Annotated in this window: 14 protein-coding genes; all 14 read left to right on the top strand. The window is 31.6% G+C overall.

Annotation, left to right across the window (positions count from 1 at the left end; genetic code table 11):
- Nucleotides 1-46: 46 nt before the first annotated feature.
- Entirely contained in the window at nucleotides 47-7,345 is a 7,299-nt protein-coding gene (sprA, locus tag P8H50_RS00145) for a cell surface protein SprA (RefSeq protein WP_300203975.1), read from the top strand.
- Nucleotides 7,346-7,413: 68 nt separating this feature from the next.
- On the top strand, nucleotides 7,414-7,794 hold the full coding sequence (gene gcvH, locus P8H50_RS00140) for a glycine cleavage system protein GcvH (RefSeq protein ID WP_300203971.1): 381 nt from the start codon (nucleotides 7,414-7,416) through the stop codon (nucleotides 7,792-7,794).
- Complete coding sequence (locus tag P8H50_RS00135; RefSeq protein WP_300203969.1) at nucleotides 7,787-8,179, top strand: VanZ family protein; 393 nt, start codon at nucleotides 7,787-7,789, stop codon at nucleotides 8,177-8,179. Before gcvH ends, P8H50_RS00135 begins: the two co-directional genes overlap by 8 nt.
- A gap of 43 nt (nucleotides 8,180-8,222) precedes the next feature.
- Nucleotides 8,223-8,942 carry an energy transducer TonB gene (locus P8H50_RS00130; protein ID WP_300203966.1) on the top strand — a complete coding sequence of 240 codons (720 nt, stop codon included), beginning with the start codon at nucleotides 8,223-8,225 and terminating at the stop codon, nucleotides 8,940-8,942.
- 121 nt (nucleotides 8,943-9,063) lie between these two features.
- Nucleotides 9,064-9,864, top strand: a complete 801-nt coding sequence (locus P8H50_RS00125) for an energy transducer TonB (RefSeq protein ID WP_300203963.1) — start codon at nucleotides 9,064-9,066, stop codon at nucleotides 9,862-9,864.
- Nucleotides 9,865-9,986: 122 nt separating this feature from the next.
- A complete protein-coding gene (locus P8H50_RS00120) occupies nucleotides 9,987-12,089 on the top strand; it encodes a gliding motility protein RemB (protein ID WP_300203959.1) in 2,103 nt (700 codons plus the stop codon).
- A 72-nt stretch (nucleotides 12,090-12,161) separates the two neighbouring features.
- A complete protein-coding gene (cyoE, locus tag P8H50_RS00115; RefSeq protein ID WP_300203956.1) occupies nucleotides 12,162-13,052 on the top strand; it encodes a heme o synthase in 891 nt (296 codons plus the stop codon).
- A gap of 2 nt (nucleotides 13,053-13,054) precedes the next feature.
- Nucleotides 13,055-13,636 carry a cytochrome c oxidase subunit 3 gene (locus P8H50_RS00110; RefSeq protein ID WP_300203953.1) on the top strand — a complete coding sequence of 194 codons (582 nt, stop codon included), beginning with the start codon at nucleotides 13,055-13,057 and terminating at the stop codon, nucleotides 13,634-13,636.
- Between the two features lie 140 nt (nucleotides 13,637-13,776).
- Nucleotides 13,777-14,775: a cytochrome c oxidase subunit 3 gene (locus P8H50_RS00105; protein ID WP_300203948.1), complete on the top strand. Its 999-nt coding sequence runs from the start codon at nucleotides 13,777-13,779 to the stop codon at nucleotides 14,773-14,775.
- A gap of 57 nt (nucleotides 14,776-14,832) precedes the next feature.
- Entirely contained in the window at nucleotides 14,833-15,213 is a 381-nt protein-coding gene (locus tag P8H50_RS00100) for a cytochrome C oxidase subunit IV family protein (protein WP_300203944.1), read from the top strand.
- A 95-nt stretch (nucleotides 15,214-15,308) separates the two neighbouring features.
- Nucleotides 15,309-16,037, top strand: coding sequence for a hypothetical protein (locus tag P8H50_RS00095; RefSeq protein WP_300203941.1), 729 nt, complete (start codon nucleotides 15,309-15,311; stop codon nucleotides 16,035-16,037).
- Nucleotides 16,030-16,773 carry an SCO family protein gene (locus tag P8H50_RS00090; RefSeq protein ID WP_300203938.1) on the top strand — a complete coding sequence of 248 codons (744 nt, stop codon included), beginning with the start codon at nucleotides 16,030-16,032 and terminating at the stop codon, nucleotides 16,771-16,773. Before P8H50_RS00095 ends, P8H50_RS00090 begins: the two co-directional genes overlap by 8 nt.
- A 95-nt stretch (nucleotides 16,774-16,868) precedes the next feature.
- The gene (locus P8H50_RS00085) at nucleotides 16,869-17,414 is read left to right on the top strand and encodes a DUF420 domain-containing protein (RefSeq protein ID WP_300203935.1); all 546 of its coding nucleotides are present in this window, start codon (nucleotides 16,869-16,871) and stop codon (nucleotides 17,412-17,414) included.
- A gap of 145 nt (nucleotides 17,415-17,559) precedes the next feature.
- Nucleotides 17,560-17,790 (top strand): hypothetical protein, encoded by a 231-nt coding sequence (locus P8H50_RS00080; RefSeq protein ID WP_300203932.1) that lies wholly within the window; start codon nucleotides 17,560-17,562, stop codon nucleotides 17,788-17,790.
- Nucleotides 17,791-17,794 lie beyond the last annotated feature (4 nt).

Raw genomic sequence — 17,794 nt, 5'->3', positions numbered from 1 at the left:
AACTAACCTTTACTTTTATAAATCAATTAAACACTGTGCATTATTCGTGTTAGCATTTTTATTATGCTTTAGTGCTTTTGCTCAAGTTGAACCTGATCCTACTGTAGAAACAGATACAACAAAAACAGGGTTTAGTTTTGGCGATATTTTAATGCCAAACCCAAATAGTATTACTTCAAAATATACATACGATCCCATTACAGATAGATATGTTTACACAGAAACAGTAGGAAGTTTTAATATTAATTATCCTATAATTTTAACACCAAAAGAATATCAAGACTTGGTGTTTAAAGAAAATTTAAAAGGCTATTATCAAGATAAAATAAATGCCATTGATGGTAAAAAAGACGCTTCAGAAGAACAGAAAAAGAATTTGTTGCCAGAATTTACTATAGACTCTGGCCTTTTTGAAACCATTTTTGGTGGTAATACCATAGAAGTGGTGCCTCAAGGAAATTTAGAAATGGATTTGGGGGTGTTGTATACAAAACAAGATAATCCTTCCTTTTCTCCGCAAAACAGGAGTAATTTCACTTTTGATTTTGACCAAAGAATTAGTTTAAGTTTATTAGGTAAGGTTGGAAAAAGACTACAAGTTACTGCCAATTACGATACAGAAGCAAGTTTCGACTTTCAACAAATAGTAAAATTAGAATACGATCCAACTTTAGGAGGTGGAGAAGACTCTATTCTTCAAAAAATAGAAGTAGGTAACGTAAATATGCCATTAAACAGTTCTCTAATTTCGGGCGCACAAACTTTATTTGGAGTAAAAACTAAGTTGCAGTTTGGAAAAACCACAGTTACAGCAGTGTTTTCTGAACAAAGATCTGACTCAAGATCAGTAGTTGCTCAAGGTGGAGGAACATTAGACGAATTCGATTTCTTTATTCGTGATTATGATGAGAACAGGCATTTTTTCTTAGCACAATATTTTCGTGAAAACTATGATAAAGCCCTTGAAAACTATCCGTTCATTAATACAAATGTTCAAATTACAAGAGCAGAAGTTTGGGTGACTAATAGAAGTAATAGAACAGAAAACGTTCGAAACATAGTTGCATTACAAGATATTGGAGAATCTACAGTTATTGGAAATCCAGGTGTAGTTGTTACTGCAGGACCTGGTGCTTTTCCAGACAACGGAAACAACCGTTTAGACCCTACAAATATTGGTGGACCAGGTTCACAATTAACTCAAGCTGTTAGAGATGTTGCTACAGTTCAAGCAGGAATTTTAGTGCCTGGATTTAATGAAGGTTTTGATTATGCTAAACTAGAAAACACAAGAAAATTACAAGAAGGACAAGAGTATTCATTAAATACACAGTTAGGTTATATCTCACTAAACCAAAGATTAACTAATGACGAAGTAGTCGCTGTCGCGTTTCAGTATACAGTTGGAGGTCAGGTATTTCAAGTTGGTGAATTTGCCAACGATGGTATAGATGCAACTGCTGTAGAAACAAATGGAACAGGAGAAGTGACTAACGTTACTAATAACAACTTAATTCTAAAATTATTAAAAAGTAGTATAACATCTGTCTCTCAACCTATTTGGGATTTAATGATGAAAAATATCTACGATACAGGTGCATATCAACTTAGTCAAGAAGATTTTAAATTAAACATTTTTTATAACGAATCTGCAGCCTTAAACTATATAACTGCTGTAGAGGGTTCTCCTTTTGGTGTTGATTTTGAAGGTGAACCAATTGAACAAACAACCTTATTGCGTTTATTTAATTTCGATAGATTAAACTTTAATAACGATCCTCAAGCTAAAGGAGATGGTTTTTTCGATTTTGTAAATGGTTTAACAGTTTTACCTGAAAATGGAAAAATTGTCTTTACAAAAGTTGAACCTTTTGGACGATATTTATTTGATGTTTTAGATAATGATGGCAATACTGGAAACAATGCTTTTGATTACGAATCTGATACTTATTCAAATCCAAATCAAGAAAAATATGTTTACGACATATTATATAAAGCAACAAAAACAGCTGCATTAGATGAAGCTCAAAAGAATAAGTTTCAAATAAAAGGACGCTATAAATCTTCAGGAGGAAATGGAATTCCTATTGGAGGATTTAATGTACCTAGAGGTTCTGTGAAAGTAACCGCTGGAGGACGTGTTCTAGTAGAAGGGCAAGATTACACTGTAAATTATCAATTAGGACGTGTTTTTATAGTTGATGAAGCTTTAAAAGCATCAAACACACCAATTCAAGTTACTACAGAAAATAATTCGGTTTTTGGGCAACAAACCAAGCGTTATACAGGGTTAAATATAGAGCATCAGTTTAACGAGAATTTCTTACTTGGTGCTACGTACATTAATTTAAACGAAAGACCAATCACCCAAAAAGCAAACTATAATAACGAACCTATTAATAATACTATTTTAGGTTTTAATGGTAACTATTCTACAGAAGTTCCATTTTTTACAAGACTAGCAAATAAATTACCTAACATAGATACTGATGCGCCATCAAACTTATCTGTTCGTGGTGAATTTGCTTATTTGTTACCAGGAGCACCAAAAGGAACCGATTTTAATGGAGAAGCAACAGCTTATATAGATGATTTCGAGGGTAGTCAAAACGGTATCGATTTAAAATCTCCTCAATCTTGGTTTTTGTCAAGTAGACCATTGGCGCTAAATGGAACAACGGCTTTCGATGCCTTTAGTGGATTAAGAAGTGGTTACGATAGAGCCTTGTTAAACTGGTATACAATAGATCCTATTTTTTACAGTGGGCAAAGACCAAATGGTATAGATGACGACGACATTTCAAATATATATACTTCTCGTGTTTTTGTTAATGAATTATTCCCAGAACAGGACATAGCACAAGGACAAACAGCAGTATTAAACACATTAGATCTAACATATTATCCAACAGAAAGAGGACCTTATAATTTTAGCGATACTAATTTAACTCCAGATGGTTCCACACTAGTAAACCCTAATGATGGTTGGGCAGGAATTACAAGACAGATAACATCTACAGATTTTGAGCAAGCTAATGTTGAATATATTGAGTTTTGGATGCAAGATCCTTTTCAAGAAAATCCAACAAATCCAGGTGGAAAATTAGTTTTTAATTTAGGAAGTATTTCTGAAGATGTCTTAAAAGATGGAAAAAAGCAATATGAAAACGGCTTACCAAAAGATGGTAATGTTTCGTTATTGCAAAATGATGTTACACCATGGGCAATACCACAAAATCAAGCCTTAATTTATGCATTTGATTCAGTAGGAGAAGAGCGTACAAATCAAGATGTTGGCTACGATGGTTACGACGATTTGGAAGAAATGAGTATTGCAGATCCAACAATAAATCCTGGAAACCCACAACCTATACCAGCATCAATTGCTGCATTACCTGATCCATCTGCCGATAATTACCAATATTATCTTGCAGCCGAAGGAGATATTTTAGAGCGTTATAAGCGCTATAATAATGTACAAGGAAATTCACCAGATGCTTTTAGCGATACCAATAGAGGATCAACTACACAACCAGATGTAGAAGATATTAATAGAGATAACACGATGAACACTATCGATAGTTATTTTGAATATGAACTAGAAGTAACCAGACAAAATTTACCTTTAAATAACTTAGGAGAGATAGCACCTACTAACCCAATAGGAGAATTTATTAGAGATGTAAAAATCCGCCCAAGAGTCTTACCAAACGGTGATACAGAGCAAATACGCTGGTATCAATTTAGAATACCAGTACAAGGAGAGCATGTAGTTGCAAGAAATGGGATAACAGATTTAAGATCTATCCGTTTTGCGAGAATGTTTCTTAATGATTTTTCTGAGCAAACAACATTCCGTTTTGGTACATTAGATTTGGTACGTAGTGATTGGAGACGCTATCAATTAGCATTAGATGGAGGTCCAACACCAGCAGATTTTAACGATACAGATTTTACTGTAGGCGTTGTTAGTACTCAAGAAAATGATGGTAGTTACGAGTCTCCACCAGGAGTAGTGCCAGAGCGTTTAAATAACAATAACACCATAATAGACCAAAACGAGCAATCTTTAGTAGTTAATGTATGCGATTTACAGCAAAAAGACTCTAGAGCAGTATTCAAGAATATTAGTGTAGACATGAGACAATACAAACGTATTAGAATGTTTATGCATGCAGAAGATGGTGATTTACCTGGTCTTCAAGATGATGAATTGGTAGGTTTTATAAGAATGGGTAACGATTTAACACAAAATTATTACCAAATAGAAGTGCCTTTAAAAGTATCTGTTGGAACATCAAGTGCAGCATTATGGCCTACAGCAAACGAAATTGATTTGCCTTTAGACATTTTGGAAAAAATGAAATCTTTAGGTATTGCAAATAATACACTCGCTAATGGTAATCCAACATTTTACGACATTTTTGGAGAAGAATTAGTTCCTGTAACAAATGAGTTTGCTGGTTATAATACTCCAGGAAGAGATAAACATCGTGTTGCAATTAAAGGAAATCCAAATTTTGGAGCAGTAAGAACTTTAATGGTTGGTGTTAAAAACGGAACAACAAATCCGCAATGTGGTGAGGTTTGGTTTAACGAGTTACGACTGTCAGATATGGATAATGAAGGCGGTTGGGCAGCTGTAATGAGCGTGGATACTAATTTTGCAGACTTTGCCAATGTAAGCGCAACAGGTAGAATGAGCACAGCTGGTTTTGGCTCAGTAGATCAAGGACCACAAGAACGAAGCAGAGAAGAAATAAAACAATACGATATTGTAACTAATGTAAATATTGGGCAACTATTACCAAAAAAATGGGGCATTCAATTGCCTTTTAATTATGGAGTGGGCGAAGAATTAATTACACCAGAATATGACCAGCAGTATCAAGATTTAAAACTTCAAAATAGAATAGATGCTGCTGAGACTGCAGAACAAAAGAAAACCATTAGAGAGCAATCTGAAGAATATACAAGACGAAGAAGCATTAATTTTATTGGTGTTAGAAAAGTTAGAACAGGAGATTCCAAACCTCGCTTTTACGATGTTGAAAATTTAACATTTAATCACTCTTATAATAAAGTAGAACATCGCGATTTTGAAATTGAACGTTCTATAGACAAACAAACAAGAACAGGTGCAAGTTATGCTTATAATTTTGAACCAAAAGTAATAGAGCCTTTTAAAAAAAACGATTCTCTTTTTACTGGAAAATATTGGAAACTTTTAAAAGATTTTAATCTTAATTTAATGCCTGCAAGTTTTGCTATAAATACAGATATTAATAGACAGTTTAATAGACAACGCTTTAGAGAAGTAGAGTTAGGAGGCAATAATATAGGACTTGAAGAATTATTTAGAAGAAACTATAATTTCGATTTCCAATCGACTTTAAATTGGAATTTAACCAAATCATTATCATTAAACTTTGCGGTTGCCAATAATAATATAGTGAGAAATTATTTTCAAGATAATATTATAAATGGAGAACAAGATCCAAGCCTAGACGTTTGGGATGGTTATTTTGATATTGGAGATGCTAATAGACGTTCTCAAACATTAGGTATAAATTATGAGGTGCCATTCAATAAATTTCCTGCGTTAGATTTTATTAAAGCAACCTATGCTTATCAAGGGTTGTACCAATGGCAAAAAGGATCAGATTTATTTGGAGAATTAGTAGCAGACGATGGCTTAACCTACGATTTAGGAAACTCTATCTCAAATGGTAACACGCATAATATTAATTCTTCTTTAGATATGCGTAAGTTTTATAAGTATTTAGGGATTAAAAAGAAACGTGTAATTAATAATAACAATAAAATAAGTAGAACAGGAAGAGGCAATACTCCCAAAGGAGGACTTAAAAAAGAGGACACAAATAACTTAAAAGACACAAAGGATGGAATAGTTGCAAAGGATGGAAAAAATGCAAATGCTCCACAAACAAAGAAAAAAGGTAGTTTAGGAACAGATATAACCAATTTCGGGATAGGTATTTTAACATCTGTTAAACGTGTTCAAATTAATTATTCTGAAAATAACGGAACCTTTCTTCCAGGTTTTCTAGATACACCAGGTTTTATAAGCGCTTCTAAACCAACATTTGGATATACTTTAGGAAGCCAAAGCGACATTAGAGATTTAGCTGCAAGAAATGGATGGTTAACGGTTTTTCCTGATTTCAATCAGCAATACACTAAAAATCACACAGAGCAGTTAGATATATCAGCCAATTTAGAACCATTTAACGATTTGAAAATAGACCTAATTGGCTCAAGAACCTATGCAGAAAACTATACCGAAAATTATAGAGTTGAAAATAACGAATACCGTTCTTTAACACCAAACGTTTTTGGAAACTTCAATATATCAACATTTACATTGCCAACAGCATTTGGTAAAAGTGATGAAATTAGTTCTGAAGCTTTTGATGCCTTTAGAGAAAACAGATTAATTATTGCAAGAAGACTTGCTGCCGAAAAAGGAGCTAATGTTAACGATGTAGACGCAGAAGGCTATCCTTTAGGTTTTGGAAAAACCAGTCAAGCAGTGTTATTACCAGCCTTTTTAAGTGCTTACACTGGACAAAACGCTAGTAAAACAAAACTAGGTGCTTTTAGAAATATTCCTATTCCTAATTGGGATATAAAGTACACAGGTTTAATGAATTTTAAATGGTTTAAAAAACGCTTCAAACGTTTTTCATTATCACATGGTTACCGTTCAAGTTATACTATTAATCAATTTAGAACTAATTTAGATTTTAATGGAATAGATTATAGCGAGCCATACGCATCACAACCATCAGATGATATAGACCAAGCAGGAAATTTTAAAAATGCAGAATTATACAGTAATATCAATTTAACAGAATTATTTAGTCCATTAATTAGAATAGATATGGAGATGAAAAATTCTGTAAAGATTCTTGCTGAAGTAAGAAAAGATAGATTATTATCTCTAAGTTTTGATAATAATTTAATGACCGAAATTCAAGGTAACGAATTTACTTTAGGCTTAGGTTATAGGTTTAAAGATGTTAGAATAAAATCTAAATTAGCAGGACCTAAAAAAGCTATAGTTAGCGATTTAGTAATGGAAGCAAACCTTTCTATTAGAGATAATAAAACCATTATTAGATATTTAGATTTAGAAAATAACCAAATTACAAATGGTCAAACAATTTATGGTTTAAAGTATAACGCTAACTATTCATTCAGTAAAAACTTAACTGGTATTTTCTATTTCGATTATACATTTTCAGAATATGCAATATCAACTGCATTTCCACAAACAACAATACGCTCTGGACTTACCTTGAGATATAATTTTGGTAACTAATTAAATTAAATACTATTCGAAAAACCAAAGCATTTAAATACATTTGCGTAAATAAATAAAATAAGACAATGAATATTCCATCAGAATTAAAATATACTAAAGATCACGAGTGGGTTAAAGTAGATAACGACATCATTACTATTGGTATTACAGATTTCGCTCAAAGCGAATTAGGTGATATTGTATATGTAGAAGTAGAAACGTTAGATGAAACGCTAGACGCTGAAGATGTTTTTGGTACAGTAGAAGCTGTTAAAACAGTTTCAGATTTATTTATTCCTGTATCAGGAGAGGTTATAGAATTTAATGAATCTTTAGAAGACGAACCTGAAAAAGTAAATACAGATCCTTATGGTGAAGGATGGATGGTTAAGGTTAAAGTTAACGACACTTCAGATTTAGAAGGTTTATTATCTGCCGAAGACTACAAAGCACTTATAAGTGCTTAAAAGTCTCAGTTTTTTAATAAGCATTCTTTATACTATAACATTAACAGCTTTAAGTTTGTTTAAGATTGATAATGTTGTAGTAAAAATACCATCATTTAATGATAAAGCAGGACATGCAGCTGCACATTTTATTTTTGTGTTTTTATGGTTTGTTGTATTTTACTATAAATTCAGTTTTAAATACAATAAGGCTCTAGGTTTTGCAGCTTTGTTTTCTTTGGGCTATGGTATACTAATAGAACTCCTTCAGGGTTGGATTACAATAAGTAGACAAAGCGACTTTAATGATGTGTTAGCAAATGCTTTAGGAATGGTTTTTGCAGTATTACTTTTGTTAAGTATAAAAAAACGCGTGTTAAAAAATAATAATAGCTTGCTATTTTGATAAATAAATAGTTATTTTAGCAAAGCATAAACAAATTTATTTTATGGAAACAAAGAAAAATCCTAAAGCAAACGTAGGCAGAAATAGTGGTCTGTATTTTGCTGTTGGTATGTTGTTAATGTTAGGTTTAACATATACAGCTATCAATTACAAAACTTACGATGAGCGTGTAGTAGATAATAGATCTATAGATGTTGATGATGAGTTGGACGAAGAAATACCAATTACAAATCAAGCTCCACCACCACCACCACCACCACCACCACCACCACCAACTCCAGAAGTTATAGACGTTGTTGAAGATGAAGAAGAGATTGTAGAAACAGTTATGGAAACTACAGAAACAACTCAAGATGAAGTTATAGCTGAAGTCGAAGAAATTGAAGTGGAAGAAATTGAAGAAGATGTAGAAGTGTCTTTTGCAGTTATAGAAAGTGTGCCAATTTTTCCTGGTTGTGAAAAAGGAAATAACGACCAGAAAAGAAAATGCATGTCTGATGCTATCAACAAGTTAGTTCGTAAAAAGTTTGATTTAGACTTAGGTCAACAATTAGAATTAGAAGGAAAACAAAGAATTTATGCTCGTTTTACAATTGATAAAACTGGAAATATAACAAATGTAAAAGTTCGTGGACCTCACAAAGAATTAGAAAAAGAAGCGCGAAGAGTAGTAGGTTTAATACCAAATATGAAGCCTGGTAAACAAAGAGGGAAACCTGTAAAAGTAACTTTCGATCTACCAATTACTTTTAATGTGCAATAATATTTAGTTAGTTTTAAAGCTAATAAATTAAAAAACCCGATGCAATATTGTATCGGGTTTTTTGTTTTTGGTATGCTTATTGTGTTTTCCTCATAATATTAACATGTAAACTTTAATTATTATGAACAATTCAAACAAAAGTCACGATTTCGTTCGTCAAAACGAAAAAAACGTGAAAAAATCACAAAAGCATGATGCAAATTTACAAAAAAACTCAACGCTGTACTTTCAAGTTGGATTAATTTTGTGCTTATTAGCAAGTTATGGAGCGCTAGAGTTGTCTTTTACTACTTCAAAAGATTATGTTTATTCTACTCCAGAAATTGAGGACAAAACTATTTATGAGGTAGATCCTAAAATCTATAAAATTATTAAGGAAGTAACAGAAGAACCAAAAAAAGAAATAGTAAAACCAAAACCTAAAAATCCTGATTTTAAAATTGCAGATGATAAAAAAGAAATTGAAAAGTTAGAAAAAAAATTAATTAGTGTAAACTTACCAGTTGATAAAAAAGTTGTACTTAAACCAACTGATCCAGTATTTGATATTACACCAATAGAACCACCTTTAAATATTATGGCTGTTCAAAGAGTTCCAGTATTTCCAGGTTGCGAAAGCGAAACTAATAACGATGGTAGAAGAAAATGCTTAGCAGATAAACTAACCAAGCTAGTACAAAGAAAGTTTGATGTAGATGTAGCTTCTGTTCTAGGTTTATCAGGTAAACAAAAAATTTATGTCTCTTTTAAAATCAACAAACAAGGTGAGGTAGAGATTGTAGAAACTAAGGCTAATCATATAGATTTAGAAAAAGAAGCCAATAGAGTAATAAAAAAAATACCAACTATGGAGCCTGGTAAAAACAATAATAAACCAGTAGAAGTGTCTTATATGCTTCCAATACAATTCAATATTCTATAAAAAATAGTATTATAATTTTATATAACCGTTATTACCTTTGGTAGTAGCGGTTTTTTATTTTTATAGTGATACCTTCTACAGAAAAATATTATCTTTCGAGTAAATTAAATGTACACTACTCCATGAAGTATTTTGCATTCATTTTAATAATTTGTTTTCAGTCTTTCGCGATAGCTCAAGAAAATAATGAAATGCCTCCAGTTTTAGATTCTTGTAAAGAAGAACCATTATCTAATTTGCAAAAATGTTTTGATACCGAAGTTTTTAATCTGCTATTTAAAAACTATAAAGTTCCACAAAAAGTTACAGAAGCTAATTATAAAGGCGAAGTTGTTATTTTATTTGAAGTTGACAAAAAAGGTGGTTTTAGAACCATGTATGTAGACGCAATCTATCCAGAGTTAAAAGCCGAAGCTATTCTTGTAATAAAAACTTTTCCTAAAGTTAAACCAGCAACTTATAATAGTGAGCCAACATACAAACAGTATTCTATTACATTAAAAATTCCTCTAGAAGACCAAACCATCTCTATTGAAGATTTAGCGCTAAACAAAAAAGAAAAACAAGAATTGAATGCTCTTGAAACAGCAGCCAAAAAAGAACTTGATAAAGTAAATGCAACCTATACAACATATGATAATAGAGCGTATAGAAGTCAGTTAAATATTCCTTTTTCACATGAGAATTATTCCAGATTCGAACGTGCAACAAATTTAATAGGCACTAATAGTCATACAGCATCAAAACCTTTTATTTACGAAGATATTTCAGCATATTACGATTTTGAAGCAGAAAATGAAGCTCTAAAAAAAGAAACTCAATCTTGGGTAGGAAAAAAACTTTGGAATGAACATTTAGTGCAGCTACAAGGTGAAGATTATTGGTTTACAGTAGATCCTATTTTCGATTTGCAAGCAGGTAAAGACACAGATGCAGACTTTAGCAATACGTTTAACAACACAAGAGGTATTTATATTCAAGGAGGATTAGGTAATAAATTTAGCTTTTCTGCTTCGGTTTATGAAAATCAAGGGCGTTTTGCTCAATATTTTAATGCGTATGCCGAGAGCATAGCACCTTCTGATGGTCCTGCTATAGTACCAGGTCGTGGCATTGCAAAACGTTTTAAAGACGACGCCTTCGATTATCCGGTTGCAGAAGCGTATTTGTCTTACACACCATCAAAATTTATAAATGTTCAGTTTGGACATGGTAAGAATTTTATTGGAGATGGTTACCGTTCCTTATTACAAAGTGATGTGGCAAGTCCTTATCCATATTTAAAATTAAACACCAAATTCTGGAAAATAAAATACACAAACACTTACACATGGTTAAAAGATGTTAGACCAGAAGTTACAGAAGATGGTGCGTTTTTAACCAAATATATTGCAAACCATTATTTGAGCTGGAATGTAAACAAGCGATTAAATTTAGGGATTTTTGAATCTGTAATTTGGGCAAATACAAACAATAGAGGTTTTGATATTAATTACCTAAACCCTATCATTTTTTATCGCGCAATAGAGTTTGAAACTGGGCAAGATGCAGGAAATGCAATAGTTGGAGCATCTGCAAAATATAAGCTTAACGATAACTTTAATGTGTACTCACAATTTGTTTTAGACGAGTTTTCTCTAAATGATGTAAAAGGAGGAAACGGAAGTTGGAAAAATAAATTTGGTTTACAATTAGGAGCAAAGTATTACAACGCCTTTAAAGTAAAAGATTTAATGTTACAAGCCGAATACAATGCAGTAAGACCTTACACCTATTCTCATAATTCAATTATATTAAACTACGCTCATAACAACCAGCCAATGGCGCATCTTTGGGGAGCAAACTTTAGAGAACTGGTTTTAATAGGACGCTATAGAAAAGACAGAGTATTTGGCGAAGCGAAATTAATAGCAGGAATTAGAGGTTTCGATATCAATAATAGCACAGACAATTTTAATTATGGAGGCAATATTTACAGAGATGAAGTCGATAGACCTTTTGATTCTGGAGTAAAAATAGGACAAGGCATAAAAACTAATACCATTAATGCGAGTGTTCAAGCTGGTTATTTAATAAATCCAGCCTCAAACTTAAAAGTTTTTGCCAATATTAGTTACCGTAATTTTAATCCTGAAGCAGAAACCATGTCTGTTTTAAACAATAGTATAGTTTGGTTTAATTTTGGAATTAGAACCGACTTATTTAATTGGTATTTTGATTTGTAGAATAGACTTTACAACGTATCTTTGCATCAAATTTTTAAGTGCTTTAAAAAGCCTCAAAAGCAAAGCAATACATTGAGTACAACAACTATAATAGTAAAAGCTTCAATAATTTCAGATTTTAAAGAAATCACTAAAATGCGTTTAGCATTAAGTGTGGTGTTTTCTTCGGTTGCAGGTTATTTACTTGGTGTAGATTCTGTAAATTTCACAACACTTTTTTTATTGGCTTTAGGAGGTTATTTTATGGTTGGCGCATCAAACGCGTATAACCAGATTATAGAAAAAAACCTAGACGCTTTAATGGACAGAACTAAAAATCGTCCTATTCCTGCTGGTCGTATGACTGTGCGAACTGCATTTATTATTGCAACTTTATTTACTATTCTTGGTATTAGTATTTTATACTATATTAACGCTCAAACAGCACTATTTGGAGCGATATCAATTTTTTTATATACCTGTGCTTATACACCTTTAAAAACAAAAACACCTTTGGCTGTTTTTGTTGGTGCTATTCCAGGTGCTATACCTTTTATGTTGGGATGGGTTGCTGCTACAGATGATTTTGGTATAGAACCAGGCACACTTTTCGCTTTACAATTTTTCTGGCAATTCCCGCATTTTTGGGCTATTGGCTGGTTTTTATACAACGATTATAAAAAAGGAGGCTTCTTTATGCTGCCTACAGGAAAACAGGATAAAGGCACAGCAGTGCAAACCATAATGTACACTGTTTGGACCATACTTATTTCTATAGTTCCAGTTTTTGGTGTAACAGGCAGATTAGAATTATCTTATGTTGCGGCATCACTAGTATTTGCACTAGGCCTTTTTATGTTATATTACGCGATACAATTGTTTAAAAAAATGACAGAGAAAGCAGCCAAACAGCTCATGTTTGCTAGTGTCTCTTACATAACATTAATACAAATTATTTACGTTGTAGATAAATTTATTAGATAACTATGGATTTAACCCAAGGAACCTTTAAAGAAAAGAACGAACGCTCAAAAAAGATGATGCTTTGGTTTGGACTTATTGCTTTGTTTATGTCTTTTGCAGGATTAACAAGTGCAGTTATTATTAGTCGTACACGACCAGATTGGTCTAAAGAGTTAGAGCTGCCACAAGTGTTTTTAATAAGTGTTTTTGTAATATTAGCAAGTAGTATTACATACATTTTAGCGCAACGCGCTTTAAAAAATGGAAATAGAGAAACTACAACCATTTTTTTATTCATAAGTTTTTTATTAGGGATTGTTTTTATGTTTTTACAGTTTCAAGGCTTTAAGGCATTAATAGATTCTGGATATTATTTTACAGGAGAAACTAGTAATCCTAAAGCATCGTTTATATTTTTAATTGCTTTTTTTCATTTGTTACATGTAGCTGTTGGTTTAATTTGTTTGTTGGTTGTAATTTATAATCATTTTAAACAAAAGTATACAGCAGATAATATGTTAGGTATCGAACTCGCTGGAACATTCTGGCATTTTATTGATATACTTTGGATATTCTTATATTTACTAATGTATTTTGTGGGTTAGAAAAGCTTAAAAAACAGTATAATATAAAACAGAATTTAATAATCAGATAAAACAAGGCTCAAAAATCACACTTTAACATTTCTTTAGAAGAAGAAAATGATTATTTTTGTGCAATATTTAAAATTAACGAACTCAACTATATGAATACTACAGTTGCAACTACTGGAACAGAAGGTAAAACTTGGGGAGGAGGAAGCCAACCTCTTAAAGCGAGTTATGGTAAAATGATGATGTGGTTTTTTATCGTTTCAGATGCCTTAACATTCTCAGCATTTTTGGCTGCTTACGGTTTTTCAAGATTTAAATTTATAGATTCTTGGCCAATAGCAGATGAGGTTTTTACACACGTACCTTTCTTTCATGGCAATTACCCAATGATCTATGTAGCTTTCATGACATTTATACTAATCATGTCATCTGTAACAATGGTTCTAGCTGTTGATGCAGGTCATCACATGAAACAAAAAGCAGTAACATGGTACATGTTTTTAACTGTAATTGGAGGATTAATATTTGTAGGCTCTCAAGCTTGGGAGTGGAATACTTTTATTAAAGGAGAATATGGAGCTGTACAAACTAAAGGTGGTAACATTTTACAATTTGGTGAGTATGTAGATGTAGATGGAGAACAAAAATTTAAGCGTGTAGCTGTTGCAGATTTTGTAAAAGGGGGTCATGGAGAAAGAACACAGCACCAAAGTAAAAACGGAATATGGTATGTAAGCGAAGGGATACTTCCAGAATATACTGTTGAAGAAGTATACAATGGTTTAGCAGCACATGAAAATGTATTGGTAAGAAATCAAATCTTAAATGAAGAAGGAGAGAAAACAGTATTGTCTCGCGAAGAATCACTAAAGCAAATAAAAGATAATGGTACATTAGTAGTTCATGGTGCTAACTTAAAAGTTAACGAATACGGTTCACCATTGTTTGCAGATTTCTTTTTCTTTATTACAGGTTTTCACGGTTTCCACGTATTTTCAGGAGTTGTAATTAATATCATTATCTTTTTTAATGTTATTTTAGGAACTTACGAAAAACGCAAAAACTACGAAATGGTAGAGAAAGTAGGATTATACTGGCACTTTGTAGATTTAGTTTGGGTATTTGTATTTACTTTCTTCTACTTAGTTTAATAAAATAAAAGTCATTTCCCTAAAGAAGGAAATCTAAAAAATAAAGCATTTTAAAAGATGGCACACGAACACAAATTAGAAATATTTAGAGGATTATGGAAATTTAAGTCTAACACTCAAAAAATTTGGGGTGTTTTAGTTTTCTTAACTTTTGTAACAGCAATTGAAGTTGTTTTAGGTATTTACAAACCAGAAGTTTTAATGGGACAAGTACTAGGTATGAAAGGCCTTAACTGGATTTTTATTTTTCTAACCATAGTAAAAGCATATTATATTACTTGGGACTTTATGCACATGAGAGACGAAACCAAAGCGTTAAGACGTATGGTAGTATGGACAGGTGTATTTTTAATTTGCTATTTAGTATTTATTCTTTTACAAGAAGGTGGATATATTGAAAGTGTTTATAGTGACGGATTTATTAAGCACGATTTTTAATTATAATTTAGTTAAAATATATTAAAAGATAGTAAAAGGTGGTTTTTTTAAACCACCTTTTTTTATTTTTGTAATTCAAAAAAATAAAAAAACTTATGAGCAAAAAGCCAATAAAAAAATACTTTATTTTAGGAGTGTTATTTTTTCTTCCTGTTGTTTTTTTACTCATGCTTTATCCTTCTACAAACAATTATAATGTATTAGATGTTGTTAAAGAAGACGTGTTAGATATTTCAAATTTAACATCAGTAACAAATTCAGATATTGCTTTAAAAGATCACATTACAGTTTTAGGTTTTTTAGGTAGTGATCCAGAATCAAAAATTGTAGAAGCTTCAAACCTTAAAGAACTAGTTTATAATAAATTTAAAGGCTTTAAAAAGTTTCAAATAGTTATGTTAGTGACTTTAGATGCTCAAGATAAAACCAGTCGATTAATTCAAGAATTAAATAAATATAGTGAGCATAAATATTGGCATTTTGTTTATGCTAGCGATAGCGATATTAATAAACTCTTTAATAGCTTAAGATCAAGTTTGCAGTTAGATGCAAACTTATCTACTAGTGGTGTTTTTGTTATTGATAAAGACTTAAACCAACGAGGTCGATTAGATGATAGAACAAAAAAAGAAGTAGAAAAAGAAACTCAAGTTTATCCACTTACAGCATACGATTGTTCTGAAGTCTCTATAATAAAAAATAAAATGGCTGCCGAAGATATGCGTGTGCTACTAGAAGAATACAGAAAATCTGGAAGAAATAAAGTAGATTCTTCAAATCGAAGAGCTAAAGATCTCAATCCTAATAAAGAAACAGATGAATAAAACTAACTACTCTTACATAGGTATCGCTTTTATTATTTTATTATTTGGAATTATTTTTATACCAAAAATTATAGATAGAGTAAAGAACAATGATGTTACACGTAACAAAAGAATAAGTGTTGGGCAAGACAATAATTTTGAAAACAAAGGTGACTTAGCTTTTATAGAAATTAATGGAAAACCCAAAAAAGTTCCAGCATTTAGCTTCATAAATCAAGATGGTAAAACAATAACCCAAGACGATTATAAAGGAAAAGTTTATGTGGTAGAGTTCTTTTTTACAACCTGTCCTACAATTTGTCCAAGAATGAATAGAAACTTGGTAAATATCCAAAATGTTTTTAGTAATACTAAAGATTTTGGTGTCGCTTCGTTTTCTATAACACCAGAAATAGACACTCCAGAAGTATTAAAAGAATATGCTAATAAATATGGTATTACGAATCCAAATTGGAACTTAATGACAGGAGATGAGACCGAGATTTATAAATTAGCTAATGTTGGTTTTAATATTTTTGTTGGTAAAGTTGAAAATGATGAGATTGGTTTTGAACATTCTGGAGATTTTGCTCTAATAGATAAAAACGGATTTATCCGTTCGCGTTTAGACGCCTTTGGCAATCCAAAAATTTTCTATAAAGGTATTATTAGTGAGCAAGAGAAAATGGATGAAGATGGTAACGAAGAAGAAATTACCATGTTAAAGGAAGATATAAAAAAACTACTAAACGAATAAAAGTAATAAATACTTAAATGGTCGAGTTGTCACTATAAATGATTTCGAGGCACGAGAATTTTTAAATCAGCGAAGCTAAATTGTATCGAGAAGAAATGAACACAGAAAACATTCAAAACGAAAAGAAATATAACAAGTGGATTGTTGCACTTTCTATTGTAATACCATTAGCAGTTGCCGCTTTATTTGGTATAAAGTTAAAAGACTTTGGTATTGATATCGAGCCTTTAACTTTTTTACCTCCAATATATGCAACAATAAACGGACTAACAGCTATTATCCTTTTGTTGGCCGTTTCAGCAATCAAAAAAGGGAATAGAAAATTACACGAACGTTTAATGAAATTTGCCATTTCTTTATCTGTAGTATTCTTATTATTATACATCGCTTACCACATGACTAGCGATTCTACCAAATATGGTGGAGAAGGAGTTATTGCTTACGCTTATTACTTTATTTTAATAACCCATATTTTATTATCTATTGCTGTAATACCTTTTGTTTTAATTACTTACGTAAGAGCAATAACAAATAATATAGAAAGGCACAAAAAAATAGCACGTATTACATTTCCGTTATGGCTTTATGTAGCAGTAACAGGAGTTATAGTCTATTTAATGATTTCACCTTATTATATATAATCTGTCATTCAGAACACTGTTGTCATTATAAACACAGTAAAAAAGTTAAATAATAAATCCTATTGTCATTTCGAGTGATTTTCTGAGGTACGAGAATTTTCAAATCAGCGAAGCTAAATTTTATAGAGAAGTAATACTATTAAACATGAAAACTAAAGTTCTCTTTTTTATTTTTTCCTTATTCTTTTTTCTTAGAACAAATGCACAATGTGCTATGTGTAGAGCAGTTTTAGAAAATGAAGAAGGCCAAGGTGCCGCAAAAAGTATAAACGATGGTATTATTTATTTAATGGCAATACCATACATCTTAGTTTTTGGTGTTGGCTTTACTATTTATTGGAAATATTTTAGAAAGAAGAAGCCAACCAATAATTAGAGTT

The sequence above is a fragment of the Lacinutrix sp. genome, from assembly GCF_029238095.1.
Taxonomy (GTDB): Bacteria; Bacteroidota; Bacteroidia; order Flavobacteriales; family Flavobacteriaceae; genus Lacinutrix.
The sequence above is the reverse complement of the archived record's forward strand: the minus strand, read 5'-3'. Positions and strand labels throughout refer to the sequence as shown.

What these genes read in the sequence shown, in the direction of transcription:
- gcvH (WP_300203971.1), top strand. Translation starts at nt 7,414, where the DNA reads ATGAATATTCCATCAGAATTAAAATATACTAAAGATCACGAGTGGGTT.
- P8H50_RS00130 (WP_300203966.1), top strand. Translation starts at nt 8,223, where the DNA reads ATGGAAACAAAGAAAAATCCTAAAGCAAACGTAGGCAGAAATAGTGGT.
- P8H50_RS00125 (WP_300203963.1), top strand. Translation starts at nt 9,064, where the DNA reads ATGAACAATTCAAACAAAAGTCACGATTTCGTTCGTCAAAACGAAAAA.
- P8H50_RS00120 (WP_300203959.1), top strand. Translation starts at nt 9,987, where the DNA reads ATGAAGTATTTTGCATTCATTTTAATAATTTGTTTTCAGTCTTTCGCG.
- P8H50_RS00110 (WP_300203953.1), top strand. Translation starts at nt 13,055, where the DNA reads ATGGATTTAACCCAAGGAACCTTTAAAGAAAAGAACGAACGCTCAAAA.
- P8H50_RS00105 (WP_300203948.1), top strand. Translation starts at nt 13,777, where the DNA reads ATGAATACTACAGTTGCAACTACTGGAACAGAAGGTAAAACTTGGGGA.
- P8H50_RS00100 (WP_300203944.1), top strand. Translation starts at nt 14,833, where the DNA reads ATGGCACACGAACACAAATTAGAAATATTTAGAGGATTATGGAAATTT.
- P8H50_RS00095 (WP_300203941.1), top strand. Translation starts at nt 15,309, where the DNA reads ATGAGCAAAAAGCCAATAAAAAAATACTTTATTTTAGGAGTGTTATTT.
- P8H50_RS00090 (WP_300203938.1), top strand. Translation starts at nt 16,030, where the DNA reads ATGAATAAAACTAACTACTCTTACATAGGTATCGCTTTTATTATTTTA.
- P8H50_RS00085 (WP_300203935.1), top strand. Translation starts at nt 16,869, where the DNA reads ATGAACACAGAAAACATTCAAAACGAAAAGAAATATAACAAGTGGATT.
- P8H50_RS00080 (WP_300203932.1), top strand. Translation starts at nt 17,560, where the DNA reads ATGAAAACTAAAGTTCTCTTTTTTATTTTTTCCTTATTCTTTTTTCTT.